Source organism: Staphylococcus casei, assembly GCF_030294405.1.
Classification (GTDB): domain Bacteria; phylum Bacillota; class Bacilli; order Staphylococcales; family Staphylococcaceae; genus Staphylococcus; species Staphylococcus succinus.
In genome coordinates, this window is the sequence record NZ_CP125718.1 from 1,448,380 (window position 1) to 1,461,864 (window position 13,485).

The following is a 13,485-nucleotide window of genomic DNA, read 5'->3' on the forward strand; positions in this document are numbered from 1 at the left end:
TTGTAAGTTTAACAATTAATATGTTAATGGGTGGTAGTTGTTTATCTTTTTGCGCGTCGATGATTTAATGCTTGTTGGCGTGCTTGATGTACCTCAGTTCGATCTCTTTCTAAATGATGATGGACAATATAACTATCTTCAACTTTGATAGGGTCTAATGTAAAATCAGGATAGCGCGCTAATACAGATTGTTTCATAGTCTCAGTTAAAGGTAATTGAATTGTTGAAAATGGATTTCCCTTTTCAACAGCTGTTATTAGTGTTTGAATTACTTTCTCATATGCGCCCATTTTGAGGCCTAAATGGTGATTGGTGGTGCTTTGATTAATCACACGTAACGCTTTATTAAAGGATTTAACTGCTCCGACATTATTTTCGCGACGATAGTGATAACAACCTGTAGCCAGTAAAATTAAACTGACGACAGCATCATCTTTACTATAATAAGGATTCTCTTTCCATGCCTCTTCTAAAATATCATGGCATAGAAAGTAGTGTTGCTTGGTGTGAAATTGATAATAAAATTCTTGTAATGCATTTTCCATAATAAAAACCGCTCCAAATTTAAATGTTTACTATAAACATGCTATAATATTTTAGTGAAATACGCACTTAACTTGCAATATGAGGTAGATAAATATGTACGAAGTAAAACTAGATGCTTTTAATGGTCCTTTAGACTTATTATTGCATCTCATACAAAAAATTGAAATTGATATTTATGATATCCCGATGAAATCTTTAACTGAACAATATATGCAATATATTCACGCCATGAATCAACTAGAGATTAATGTTGCCAGTGAATATTTAGTTATGGCCTCAGAATTACTTATGATTAAAAGTAAAATGCTATTACCGCAATCAGATGAAGTGGATGAATTAGATGATGACCCACGTGATGATTTAGTAGGAAGGTTAATCGAATATCAAAACTACAAAGCATACACAGAAATATTGAATGACAAAAAATCCGAACGTGCTAACTATTATTCGAAGCACCCCACGGATTTAACACATTTAGAATCTAATGAAACTTGGAATCCCGACAATACAATTGATTTAACTGAATTAATCATCGCATATCAAAAAGTGAAAAACCGCATTGACTTTAATACCCCCAAGACTGTGGACATACGTAAAGAAACCTTTACAATACAACAAGCAACCTCACAAGTTAATGACCGTTTACAACAACAGGATTCGTTCAATTTTTTTAGTTTGTTCAATTTTACTGAACCTATAGAAATGGTGGTTACGCATTTCTTAGCAATTTTAGAAATGTCTAAATCAGGAGTTGTTAATATTGAACAACTGAAAAGTTTTGACGATATCAATATTTTAAGAGGAGTAAACTATGGCATTGAACTATAACGGTATACTAGAAGCATTACTCTATACAGCCGGTGATGAAGGCTTAGAAGAAAAACAATTACTTGAAATACTAGAAATAGATCAACCTGCGTTGTCACAAATTGTTGCTGAATATGAAGCAGATGGGTTAGTGATTCAACACTTTGGTCAAACTTATGTGTTAACAACTAAGAAAGAGGCTTCGGGCTATATAGAACGTTTAATTGAACAAAAGTCAAAAATGAAATTATCACAAGCAGCAATGGAATCTTTGTCCATTATTGCATATAACCAACCATTATCGAGAAGTGATATAGAAATGATTAGAGGTATAAATTCTGATGGTGCTGTTAAAACATTAATCGCGAGAGGATTAATCGAAGCGAGAGATGAAACCGATTCAAGAAGCCAGCAACTTTATACTACTGAATTATTTCTAAATGTATTCGGTATTGAACATTTAGATGATTTGCCAACTACTGATGAGGAAGATGAAGAAATAGAAGCATTTTTCAGTAATTTAGTGAATCAAAAAGGAGAAAATAATGAATAAAGATTTAGAGAGATTACAAAAACGAATTGCCAATAGTGGTTATACTTCACGTCGTAAAGCTGAAACCTTAATTTCAGAAGGTAAGGTGAAAGTAAATGGATCTGTAGTTACAGAATTAGGTACAAAAGTAAAACCCTCAGATAATATTGATGTTGAAGGCATAAGATTAGAGCAAGAAGATAAGATATATATCTTGTTCTACAAACCCTCCCAAGTTATTACTAGCGTATCAGACGATAAAGGTAGAAAAGTAGTCACTGATTACTTCAAACAAATTAAAACAAGAATTTATCCAGTCGGACGTTTAGACTATGATACATCTGGTTTACTTTTACTAACAAATGATGGTGAATTCACAAACCTTATGACACACCCGCGTTATAAAATCAAGAAAAAATATATTGTTAAACTCAAAGGCTATTTGATGCGTGAGGAAGTCAAAGCATTAGAACATGGTATCGATTTAGAAGATGGTAAAACACAACCAGCATTAGTTAAAGTAAAAAATCAAGATAAAGATAGAAATACTACACTTGTAGAAATTACTATTACAGAAGGCCGTAATCGCCAAGTGCGTCGTATGTTTGAACATTTTGGCCATGAAGTAACTAAATTACAACGCATCGAATTTGGGCCATTAGATTTAAAAGGACTTAATGCGGGTGAAGGAAGAGTTTTAACACCTCATGAAGTAAAAGTGATACGTCAATTAGCTGAACACGGTAAATAATTGTGAAGATTTTCTAACAAATCCTATAGAATGAGAAAAAATTCACAAACTTTTCGTGTATAATCACTTTTCTTGTTTAACATATGCTATAATGTGATTGAATTTGAAAGTTAGCAGTGTGGGAGGTACATATGTATGTCAAATGAAATATTAATCGTAGACGATGAAGATAGAATTAGAAGGTTGCTCAAATTATATCTTGAAAGAGAATCTTTTGAAATACACGAAGCGAGAGACGGTAAAGAAGCCTATAAAATGGCGATGGAACATGATTATTCATGTATATTACTAGATCTCATGCTTCCTGAAATGGATGGTATCGTAGTCGCATCTCGTTTAAGAGAGCATAAAGAAACGCCAATAATCATGCTGACTGCTAAAGGTGAAGAAACTAACCGTGTAGAAGGATTTGAATCTGGCGCTGATGATTATATCGTGAAACCTTTTTCTCCTCGCGAGGTCGTATTACGTGTTAAAGCACTCTTGCGACGTACACAAGTTGCTCATACAGAACAGAGTGAACCACATACACGTGATTTAATAGAATTTGATCACCTTGTTATTGATAACGATGCACATAGGGTATTAGCAGATGGAAACCAAGTCAATTTGACACCAAAAGAATATGAACTTTTAATTTTTCTAGCCAAAACACCAAATAAAGTGTTTGATCGTGAACAACTATTAAAGGAAGTCTGGCATTATGAATTCTATGGGGACTTGCGTACTGTAGATACTCATGTTAAACGTTTAAGAGAGAAGCTTAATCGTGTGTCTGAAGAAGCGGCTTATATGATTCAAACCGTATGGGGCGTCGGTTACAAATTTGAGGTAAAATCTAACGATGAACCGACTCAATAATGTAGTTATAAAACTGTGGTTAACTATTATTTTTATAGTAACGACAGTTTTAATTTTACTTAGCGCAACGCTAGTTACGTTTATACAGTCTTATTTTACGCAAGAAACCGAAGATTCTTTACTCAAAGATGCTAAACGAATTAGCCAATTAGTTGCAACATCAGATAACAAGGCCACAGCAGTTGAACATAGTCGGAAACTTATCGAAGGACCAGTCGGGTTGATTATTATGAATGACAAACATATGCCCAACAATAATCAAGATGTGACTAAGAGAAAAATGTTCAAAGAAATCAAATCGAACAAGGATTACAATCGCGTATTTGATGAAGGTAAGCAAATTCCAGAACATGTCCCAGTTAGTGTCAATGGGCAGCAACGTACTTATGTGCTTATTGGTTATCCTTCAAAAAATTTAAATGCAGATAATGAGAAAGGCAACAACTATAGTGGAGTGTTTATATATCAAGATTTAAAAACGCTCGAAGATACAAACAATCTCATTACAATTATTATTTTAGTCATTGCAATTATATCGTTAGCAATAACAACTGTATTTGCCTTTTTCTTATCTTCTAGGATTACTAAACCTTTACGTAATTTAAGAACACAAGCATTGAAAGTTTCAAAAGGCGATTATTCACAAATCGTTCCAGTAAATTCTCGGGATGAAATCGGTGAATTATCTCGCGCTTTTAATACGATGAGTTCAGAAATACAACAACATATGGATGCACTATCTTCTTCCAAAAATATTCGAGATAGTTTGATTAATTCAATGGTTGAAGGGGTATTAGGCTTTAATGATAAAAAAGAGGTTATCCTTTCTAATGACATGGCTCAAAATATTATCCAAATCCTTGATGATTATTCTTTAGATAAATTAGATAGACAAAAAGAGTTAACGTTTAAAGATCAAAAAACACAATTTGAAGAATATGAAATAAATACACGTTACTTTGTAATCATAACGAGTTACATTGAACAAATTCAACCTGATGGTACCAGTGGTATTGTTGCAGTGATACGTGATATGACAAATGAACATAACATGGATCAGATGAAAAAAGATTTCATTGCGAATGTGTCACATGAACTTCGCACGCCTATTGCTTTGTTACAAGGATACACAGAATCAATTGTAGATGGCATTGTAACAGAACCTGATGAAATACATGAATCATTGTCTATCGTCTTAGATGAAACGAAACGGCTTAATAGATTGGTAAATGAATTGCTCAATGTTGCACGTATGGATGCTGAGGGCCTAACGGTCGATAAAAAAGTACAACCTATTGATACATTATTAAATAAAATGCAACTCAAATATCAAAAACTAGCCTCAGATTTGGAATTAAGTATTGATTTGAATCCAAATACAGATGGTGAACTTTGGTTTTATGATTCGGATAGAATAGAGCAAGTGTTAACTAATTTAATTGATAACGCTACAAGGTATACAGACCCTGGAGATTCAATTACTATTAGTTGTAGTGAAACGGACACCGAAAACATCTTATACATCACTGATACTGGTAGCGGCATTGCCCCCGAACATTTACAACAAGTGTTTGATCGCTTTTATAAAGTAGATGCTTCGCGTAAAAGAGGTAAACAAGGAACTGGGTTAGGTTTATTCATTTGTCGCATGATTATAGATGGTCATGATGGCAGCATTGATGTTAAAAGCGAACTTAGCAAGGGCACTCAATTTGCTATTAAATTACCTAAAGTCAATACAGATAAATAGCAGTTCATAAACTAAACAGCGCTAAAGGTATAGCTAAACGCACGCATACCTTTAGCGCTGTTTTTATGGTAATACATAATGGACACCATGCTTTAAATCGTTAGCGCTTAGTTGAATGTCATATGTCTCTATTGTTTTCTATGTTGGGTTATATATATTTAGAGCAATTCTATTGTTTTTACCTGAGTATTAAGCTATGATATATTTATAAAATTTATAATATTCATCTTCGGGGTAGGGTGTAATTCCCAACCGGCAGTAATGAAAGCCTGCGACCCACTCATGTTTCATAAAGTGAGTGGCTGATCTAGTGAGAATCTAGAGCCGACAGTATAGTCTGGATGGGAGAAGATGGAGGGTTGTTTGTTATGCAATTAAATCCTCCTATTCTGTGTAAGATGAATGGAAGGAGATAATTGAATATGCAACAACAAACCAAACGACTTATTACAATAAGCATGTTGAGTGCCGTAGCTTTTATATTGATGTTTATAAAATTCCCAATACCTTTTTTACCACCTTATTTAACATTAGATTTTAGTGATGTGCCAGCATTATTGGCTACATTTACTTTAGGGCCGGTAGCAGGTATGATAGTGGAATTTATTAAAAACTTATTAAACTTTTTATTTAACGTAGGTGACCCAGTAGGTCCAATAGCCAACTTCTTAGCTGCAACCAGCTTCTTAATTACTGCTTATTTCGTAACTAAACAAAAACATAATTTAAAATCTTTAATAACAGGTTTAACTGTGGCTACGTTAGTAATGACTATTGTATTAAGCATTTTAAACTATTTTGTATTATTACCGTTATATGGCATGATAATGAATTTATCCCATGTCGTTGAAAATATTAAAATAGTAATTGTTTCTGGTGTAATACCATTTAATATCATTAAAGGCGCTATTATTTCGCTCATATTCATTATATTATTTAGACGATTAAAAAATGTATTACCAAAATAAATCAGCATACATCAGCGCTATCAATAACAAAAATATAAGCAGCGTTTTAACACAAATGTTAAAGCGCTGCTTATATTTATTTGTATATAAAAATTAGCATGCCCAATGGAATTTGAACACACTAACTCATATCGTTGCTTTATATCAAATTTAAACTTTATGCTACCATAGAGATTGTTTAAAGGTCTGTTAGGTATCCTGTAAAATTTCGATAAAATATACGAGAACAATAACTTAAAGTTTATTATTCAAATTTTAGTGCGTCTCCATCGAATGATTCTTCTTCAATCTTAATTGAATCAGTTGGACAACCTTCTAATGCATCTTCCATATCTTCGTATAATTCTTCAGGTACTTCTGCCGTACCTTTATTGTCGTCTAATATTACGTATGCAATACCTTCGTCATCATAGTCATATATATCAGGGGCAGCGGCACCACAAGCACCACATGCAATGCATGTATCCATATCGACAATTGTATATTTAGCCAATTTCTTCGCCTCCTTTGACAAAAATGCTACAATAATAACACAATTATCATTGTAATCACTGTTTTTAGTTTTTTCAAATGTTTCCGTTTAATAGAATGAGGGATGATACATGTATAATATAATTCAATTTACACAAACTCACGCACATAGTTATAAAACAGAAAAAAGTATATTTAATATTATCATAGGAAAAAAATCACATCAAACCTTTTTTGATGCGTGTAGCCAACAATTACTATCATTATATCACAGCATGCCTAACTTAAAATATCCGTCATTCGAGCGATATTTTACTCAACTTAGTGCAGAAAGTAATCTAAGTGCTAGTATTACAACACATCCTCGACACACCTATGATAGTTTGATGAATACGTTTAAAGCATTACAACTTTTAATACAAACTGTATCCAATACTACACATAACATATATCAATTTGTACCTATTACCCAACATAGTACTGTACACCAGAAAGTTAAAAATGTATATAAAGAGATAATTAATAATAACTTACATGAGGATTTTATTAAAGAGCTTCATGCATTATTTCAGTCAATTGTTACTACTAATGGTACAACCTATTTACATTATTATTTACAAGGTTATGAAGAAAGCATGTATACCAGACAGCAAGTCAGTTTAATCGAAGACATTTCACAAGAGCGCTTATTTGAACTTGAAATGATCGATTTGGTTACATTATTATTTAATATTGAAAATAAAGAAAAGTATCCAATTTTACATAAACTTATCGTTTTACCAACCATATTAAATAAAACCGAACAAACGTATAAAGGATTACAACAAGGGTTAGATTTTGAACAACTTGCTGCGCAACAACAAGTAAAAATAAATACAATTGAAGATCATATATTAGAATTATTTATCAAAGGCTATATTACGAATTATACAGATTATCTTGAAACGACAAGCTATCTAGAGTTTTTGAAATACTATGAGACACACCGTACTCAAAGATTACGCGAATATAAAGCGCTGTTTCCAAATCTTAGCTATTTTAAGATTAAATTAGTGATTGTTGGCATAGAAAGGGGAGAATTAAATGTTACAACATGAGCTGAAAAAATGGTTTGGGTTTGAATCGTTTAAACCTGGCCAACAAGAAATTATAGAAAGTGTAATTGATCATAAAGATACGCTCGGTATTTTACCTACAGGGAGCGGTAAAAGTCTTTGTTATCAATTACCTACATATATAAAACAACAACCCACACTCATTATTTCTCCACTCATATCTCTTATGGATGACCAAGTGATGCAACTTAAGTTACATGGAGAACATAAAGTCAGTTGTATCCACTCCGGGATGGATGAAGATGAAAGAAGGTTAAATATCAACGCTTTATCTAACAGTCGCTTTATCTATTTAAGTCCGGAATTTATTTTACAGCCACAAAATTTCAAACTTATTCAAACTTTGAATATTGGGATGATTGTCTTAGATGAAGCGCACTGTTTATCAGAATGGGGATATGATTTTAGACCCCATTACGCACTTATTGGCAAAATTATCAATCAATTTCCTAAAGCGACAGTGCTCGCTTTAACTGCTACAGCACCACCACATTTAACATTTGATTTAAATCAAATGCTTAATAAAACATTCCACGTTATTAAAACGAGTATGAATAGAGATAACATTTCGTTAACGCATAAGAATTTTCCTGATGATGAGGGAAAATTAAAGTGGTTGTTACCCACATTAGAAACCACAGGACCTACAATTATTTATGTATCATCTAAAAAGACATGTCTAAACCTAGCAAAGGAAATTTATAATTATGGTTTTTTAACTGGAATTTATCATGGTGATTTATCTTATCAAGAGCGACACACGGTGCAACATCAATTTATTAATAACGAAATTCCCATTATAGTTGCTACAAGTGCCTTTGGTATGGGTATTAATAAAAAAGATATCCGAACAATTATTCACTATCATTTATCCACAAGTCCCTCTAATTATATGCAAGAAATTGGTAGGGCTGGAAGAGATGGTACGCATAGCCAAGCAATTAGTCTGTTTCAGCCAGATGACAGTTTTTTACTTGAAACTTTATTATTTACGGATATGATTTCTTCTGAAGATATCAATGCTTTTGAAATAGGTACTTTTTTACCTCCAGATAAGCAAGATATTCTAGAAATATTAAATAGCTACTATTCTTTTTCTCAGCTAAGAACGATTTTTGAAGCGACATATCAACGCAAGCGTAAAGGGTATATAAGAATGTTAGGTTATAAAAATTTAGATCAATGTAGAAGGTCATATATGATGGAGTTTTTTGGTGAGTCTATTGAAGAGAAGCCGAGTCAATGCTGCGATAATGATTCTGAATTACATTCAATTCATCATTTAAACCGTAAAAAAGTAAAAAGAAAAATAAATTATACTGAAAAGTTACAAAATTTGTTTGAATAATCGACTATTGCTTTACTTCACTTTTTCAAACAAGCTATAATACGAACTATAGGCTTATTTGAAAGTAAATATATTAAATAAATATATACATATTTACTACCTTTTAGGGTAAAACAGTATATACTTAAAATAAAAACAAGGAAGGATGATGAATTTGTCTAACAACAATTTTAAAGATGATTTTGAGAAAAATCGTCAATCCATTGATCCAAAAGAACACCCAGACAATAACAACGATTCCGTTAACAACTCAGTTGACAATGTAAAAGAGGAAGTGTCTGATAAATCAGACGAACAATTTCCTCCTAGAAATGCACAGCGTAGACAACGCAGACGTGATACTGCAACGCATCAAAATGCACAAGAACAACCTGAACAAGACGAACAACATGAGGATGTTCAAGACGAATCAAATCAACATCAAGATGCACATTCATCATCAAGATCACAAAATGAATATAAAGACAATGATCATTCACGTGACAACAATTTAAATCAAGCGTCTACAAATGAACGTCAAATAAATGATGAGAATGAAGACCACTCTGAAGTTGATGCGCATGGACAAAATGATAATGAATCTAGCAAAAAAGGTGCTGCTGTAGCTGGTGGTGTTGCCGCGACTGGAGCGGGTGCATATGCAGCTAGTAAGCACAATGGTAAGCAAGAATCACAAATTGATGACAATGAGCGTAATAAAGATCAACGTGAATCTAATGACGCACAAGACAATCATGAAGATAATGATTCACGCGTACCTGAAGATAAAAATCCAGATGCAACTCAAAAGGGTTCTAAGACAAAAGGTGCCGCTGCTGGAGCGGGTGCATCTGCAGCTAGCAAAGATAAAGATCAAGCACCGCGAGATAGTAAAGAAAATACTGAGCACCAACACGATAATCACGAAGGTAATGACTCGCGTAAATCTGAAGATAAGAATCCGGACGAGAGCCAAAAAGGTTCCAAGACAAAAGGTGCCGCTGTAGCTGGCGGTGCTGCTGCTGTTGGAGCGGGTGCTTATGCAGCTGGCAAACATAAAGACAAGGATACAAATAAAGAAGAAAAATCAGAGCAAAATAATAAAGATAAAAGTTCCACTAAGACAAAAGGTGCTACTGCCGGTGCCGCAGGTGCAGGCGCTGCTGGAGCAGGTCATTCAAATGGTAATGGCGGTAACGGCGGAAATAATAGTAACCACAACAATAACGATGATGATAAAAACAAAAAGAAAAAAGGTGGTTTATTAGGTAAGTTATTACCTATATTAGCTGCAATTTTAATATTAGCTGCAATCGGAATTTTTGGTGGCATGGCTTTAACTGGTAACAATGATGATAACGGTAAAAACGATGATCAAAAAACAGCAGATAATAAAGATAAAAACTCTGATTCCGATAAAGACAAAGATAAAGCAAAAGATTCAGATTCTAATAAAGATAAAGACAAAGCGAATAATGATGATAAAGATAAAGCTGCATCTTCTTCTGATGACAATTCGAATTCAGATTCTGATAGTGCTTCGTCAGCAGGTAATAGCAACACTGATAATTCTTCATCTGACCAAGGTAATACTGATTCGCAAAGTTCAGAAAATAGTGGTTCCACTGATCAATCAGACTCACAAAGCTCGGCAAATGGGGGTTCAACTGACCAATCAGATTCACAAAGTACGCAAAGTAATCAAAGTGGACAAAACCAAACAGATCAAAGTCAAAATAGTCAGTCAGACGCTCAAAATAATAGTTCTTCAAGCCAAGCACAAGATAGTCAACAAAGTAGTGATCAATCAAACAGCACTTCTGGCCAAAGAACACATGTTGTAAACGGTCAAAACTTATACAGAATTGCAATTCAATACTATGGTGAAGGTACGCCAGAAAATGTTGAAAAAATTAGAGAAGCGAATAACATTCAAGGTAACGACATTCATAATGGACAACGCTTAGTTATTCCACAATAAAATTTCTATAAAAACTGCCAACTTTCAATAATTAAAGTTGGCAGTTTTTATGCTATTGTAAATATGATTTATACCTATGGACAAGAATGCTGTATTTATAATCAAAGCAATTATATAGAAAATAAATTGTATATTATCTGTATAATTAAATGTGCATTGCTCAGAAGTATAGAGTTATAAAATTTTCAACTTCTTTCATTTGGTTTTTCTAAAACTACTGGTATAATATATTGGTGGTTAAAGGAGGACAATCAATTATGCAAACAGTTGAAAGTATAATCATTGGTGGCGGTCCTTGTGGATTAAGTGCTGCTATTGAACAAAAGAAAAAAGGTATAGACACATTAGTGATTGAAAAAGGAAATGTTGTAGACGCAATATACAATTATCCTACACATCAAACATTCTTTTCATCCAGTGATAAACTTAGTATTGGGGATATTCCATTTATAGTAGAAGATAGCAAACCACACCGAAATCAGGCTCTAGTATATTACAGAGCTGTGGTTAAGCATCATCAATTGCGTATCAATGCTTTTGAAGAAGTCCTCACAGTGAAAAAAATAAATAACCGATTTACAATTACAACAACAGAAGATGTCTATCAATGTAGATTCCTTACTGTTGCCACAGGTTATTATGGTCATCATAATTCACTTGAAGTTGAAGGTGCTGAATTACCTAAAGTTAAACATTACTTCAAAGAAGCGCATCCTTATTTTGATCAAAACGTCGTAGTTATTGGCGGTAAGAACTCGGCAGTTGATGCAGCCTTAGAATTAGAAAAAGCAGGTGCCAATGTCACTGTGATTTATCGTGGTTCAGACTACCCTAAAGCGATAAAACCTTGGATATTACCAAATTTTGAGTCACTCGTACGTCATGAAAAAATAGAGATGGCATTCAATTCAAATGTGACAAAAATCACTGAAGATAGTGTGATTTATGAACAAGATAATCAAACCATCGAGATTCCGAATGATTACGTTTTTGCCATGATCGGCTATCATCCTGATTATGCGTTCTTGGAATCTATAGGCATTGATATTAATACCAATGCCTTTGGCACTGCACCCGTTTACAATAAAGAAACTTATGAAACGAACGTGGAAAATTGTTATATAGCAGGTGTCATAGCAGCTGGTAATGATGCAAACACCATTTTTATTGAAAATGGTAAATACCATGGCGGCATAATTACACAAAGTATTTTATCTAAAAAACAAACACCTTTAGAATCATAAAAATATTTAGAAAAAAATACTTCGTATCATTAAGGCTTTTTTAAAACAAAAGCGCCAACCTATTTAATAAATAAAAGGTTGGCGCTTTAATTATATGCTTTATAATTGAGATTCAAAATATTTTTTTAATTGTTCCATACTCAATGCGTTACTTAAACCGACTAAAAGTTTTAATCTTGCTTTGGGACCATTTAATCCATTCGAAAAGATTACGCCTTTGTTTGCTAATGTAACGCCACCACCTTCATAAGCATAAATCGGACCGACAATACCATTAAATGATCTAGATACAAGAATAATAGGGATGTTTTGTTTTAAACATTTATCTAGACCATCGATACATGTTGGCGGTAAATTACCTTGACCTAACGCTTCGATGATAATACCATCAACTTTCTGCTCACTGTGAAATGTGAGAACATCACTATTCATTCCCATATAAGCTTTAACTAACGGTATATTTAAATTATGATTTATATCATTTAGGATCAAATGTTCGTAAGGTTTATGGTGGAATTGTACACTGTTTTTAGTAACTACACCTAGAGGTCCATGATTAGGACTTTGGAAAGTATTAGTATTTGAGGTGTGTGTTTTAGTTACATTTCTAGCAGTATGAATCTCATCATTAAATACAACCATTACTCCCATATCTAATGACTCATCACTCGTTGCAACTCTAATTGCTGAAATAAAGTTATATAATCCATCAGAACCAATCTCGTTAGAGGAACGCATCGCACCTGTTATTGCTATAGGTTTAGAAATATTTATAGTCAAATCTAGCAAATATGCTGTTTCTTCTAAAGTATCCGTACCGTGTGTGATTACAAAACCATCATATTCACTGTTTATTGATGCATGCTCAATAATGTCTTTCAATTTTTCAACATATTGAATATTCATATGTGGCGATGGGACATTAAATGGTGTTATTTCAGTTACATCAGCATATTGCTTAATGACATCTTGATGATTGGATATCGGATTATCCTTATTTGTCACAACTTTATTTGATTCATCTTGTGACATGCTTATGGTACCACCTGTATGTATGACCAGAAGTTTTTTCATGCGGGCATTCCTCCTATTAATATAATACATATTTATGATAAAATATTATTCATCAAAC

Annotated in this window: 13 protein-coding genes and 1 riboswitch; of the genes, 10 read left to right on the top strand and 3 right to left on the bottom strand. The window is 33.2% G+C overall.

Going from position 1 to position 13,485, the window contains the following annotated elements:
- Window positions 1–41: 41 nt before the first annotated feature.
- The gene (locus tag QMO72_RS07080) at window positions 42–545 is read right to left on the bottom strand and encodes a DUF309 domain-containing protein (RefSeq protein ID WP_103267198.1); all 504 of its coding nucleotides are present in this window, start codon (window positions 543–545) and stop codon (window positions 42–44) included.
- 94 nt (window positions 546–639) lie between these two features.
- Between QMO72_RS07080 and QMO72_RS07085 the strand changes: the two genes are divergently transcribed.
- From QMO72_RS07085 to QMO72_RS07110, 6 genes are all read left to right on the top strand, one after another.
- Window positions 640–1,374 carry a segregation and condensation protein A gene (locus QMO72_RS07085; RefSeq protein WP_103267197.1) on the top strand — a complete coding sequence of 245 codons (735 nt, stop codon included), beginning with the start codon at window positions 640–642 and terminating at the stop codon, window positions 1,372–1,374.
- Window positions 1,358–1,906: an SMC-Scp complex subunit ScpB gene (gene scpB, locus QMO72_RS07090; RefSeq protein ID WP_103267196.1), complete on the top strand. Its 549-nt coding sequence runs from the start codon at window positions 1,358–1,360 to the stop codon at window positions 1,904–1,906. Before QMO72_RS07085 ends, scpB begins: the two co-directional genes overlap by 17 nt.
- Window positions 1,899–2,636 carry a pseudouridine synthase gene (locus QMO72_RS07095; protein WP_103267195.1) on the top strand — a complete coding sequence of 246 codons (738 nt, stop codon included), beginning with the start codon at window positions 1,899–1,901 and terminating at the stop codon, window positions 2,634–2,636. Before scpB ends, QMO72_RS07095 begins: the two co-directional genes overlap by 8 nt.
- A gap of 135 nt (window positions 2,637–2,771) precedes the next feature.
- Complete coding sequence (locus QMO72_RS07100; RefSeq protein ID WP_069824005.1) at window positions 2,772–3,497, top strand: response regulator; 726 nt, start codon at window positions 2,772–2,774, stop codon at window positions 3,495–3,497.
- Window positions 3,481–5,247, top strand: a complete 1,767-nt coding sequence (locus QMO72_RS07105) for an ATP-binding protein (protein WP_103267194.1) — start codon at window positions 3,481–3,483, stop codon at window positions 5,245–5,247. Before QMO72_RS07100 ends, QMO72_RS07105 begins: the two co-directional genes overlap by 17 nt.
- A gap of 221 nt (window positions 5,248–5,468) precedes the next feature.
- Window positions 5,469–5,604: riboswitch (FMN riboswitch) on the top strand.
- 65 nt (window positions 5,605–5,669) lie between these two features.
- Window positions 5,670–6,215 (top strand): ECF transporter S component, encoded by a 546-nt coding sequence (locus QMO72_RS07110; protein ID WP_103267193.1) that lies wholly within the window; start codon window positions 5,670–5,672, stop codon window positions 6,213–6,215.
- 244 nt (window positions 6,216–6,459) lie between these two features.
- On the opposite strand, the gene QMO72_RS07115 is transcribed toward QMO72_RS07110, so the two are convergent.
- Window positions 6,460–6,708: a ferredoxin gene (locus QMO72_RS07115; RefSeq protein WP_046836491.1), complete on the bottom strand. Its 249-nt coding sequence runs from the start codon at window positions 6,706–6,708 to the stop codon at window positions 6,460–6,462.
- Between the two features lie 109 nt (window positions 6,709–6,817).
- On the opposite strand from QMO72_RS07115, the gene QMO72_RS07120 reads away from it, so the two are divergent.
- From QMO72_RS07120 to ypdA, 4 genes are all read left to right on the top strand, one after another.
- Window positions 6,818–7,783: a helix-turn-helix domain-containing protein gene (locus QMO72_RS07120; protein ID WP_103267192.1), complete on the top strand. Its 966-nt coding sequence runs from the start codon at window positions 6,818–6,820 to the stop codon at window positions 7,781–7,783.
- Entirely contained in the window at window positions 7,770–9,149 is a 1,380-nt protein-coding gene (locus QMO72_RS07125) for a RecQ family ATP-dependent DNA helicase (protein WP_103267191.1), read from the top strand. The genes QMO72_RS07120 and QMO72_RS07125 overlap by 14 nt, the downstream gene beginning before the upstream one ends.
- Before the next feature lie 148 nt (window positions 9,150–9,297).
- Complete coding sequence (locus tag QMO72_RS07130; protein ID WP_103267190.1) at window positions 9,298–11,109, top strand: LysM peptidoglycan-binding domain-containing protein; 1,812 nt, start codon at window positions 9,298–9,300, stop codon at window positions 11,107–11,109.
- 257 nt (window positions 11,110–11,366) lie between these two features.
- Complete coding sequence (gene ypdA / locus QMO72_RS07135) at window positions 11,367–12,353, top strand: bacillithiol disulfide reductase YpdA (protein WP_103267189.1); 987 nt, start codon at window positions 11,367–11,369, stop codon at window positions 12,351–12,353.
- Window positions 12,354–12,452: 99 nt separating this feature from the next.
- On the opposite strand, the gene QMO72_RS07140 is transcribed toward ypdA, so the two are convergent.
- A complete protein-coding gene (locus tag QMO72_RS07140; RefSeq protein ID WP_103267188.1) occupies window positions 12,453–13,427 on the bottom strand; it encodes an asparaginase in 975 nt (324 codons plus the stop codon).
- Window positions 13,428–13,485: the final 58 nt, after the last annotated feature.

Excerpts from the sequence above, each read along its gene's own strand:
- QMO72_RS07100 (WP_069824005.1), top strand. The coding sequence starts at position 2,772 with ATGTCAAATGAAATATTAATCGTAGACGATGAAGATAGAATTAGAAGG.
- QMO72_RS07080 (WP_103267198.1), bottom strand. The coding sequence starts at position 545 with ATGGAAAATGCATTACAAGAATTTTATTATCAATTTCACACCAAGCAA.
- QMO72_RS07140 (WP_103267188.1), bottom strand. The coding sequence starts at position 13,427 with ATGAAAAAACTTCTGGTCATACATACAGGTGGTACCATAAGCATGTCA.
- ypdA (WP_103267189.1), top strand. The coding sequence starts at position 11,367 with ATGCAAACAGTTGAAAGTATAATCATTGGTGGCGGTCCTTGTGGATTA.
- QMO72_RS07085 (WP_103267197.1), top strand. The coding sequence starts at position 640 with ATGTACGAAGTAAAACTAGATGCTTTTAATGGTCCTTTAGACTTATTA.
- QMO72_RS07130 (WP_103267190.1), top strand. The coding sequence starts at position 9,298 with ATGAATTTGTCTAACAACAATTTTAAAGATGATTTTGAGAAAAATCGT.
- QMO72_RS07105 (WP_103267194.1), top strand. The coding sequence starts at position 3,481 with ATGAACCGACTCAATAATGTAGTTATAAAACTGTGGTTAACTATTATT.
- QMO72_RS07095 (WP_103267195.1), top strand. The coding sequence starts at position 1,899 with ATGAATAAAGATTTAGAGAGATTACAAAAACGAATTGCCAATAGTGGT.
- QMO72_RS07125 (WP_103267191.1), top strand. The coding sequence starts at position 7,770 with ATGTTACAACATGAGCTGAAAAAATGGTTTGGGTTTGAATCGTTTAAA.
- QMO72_RS07110 (WP_103267193.1), top strand. The coding sequence starts at position 5,670 with ATGCAACAACAAACCAAACGACTTATTACAATAAGCATGTTGAGTGCC.
- QMO72_RS07120 (WP_103267192.1), top strand. The coding sequence starts at position 6,818 with ATGTATAATATAATTCAATTTACACAAACTCACGCACATAGTTATAAA.
- scpB (WP_103267196.1), top strand. The coding sequence starts at position 1,358 with ATGGCATTGAACTATAACGGTATACTAGAAGCATTACTCTATACAGCC.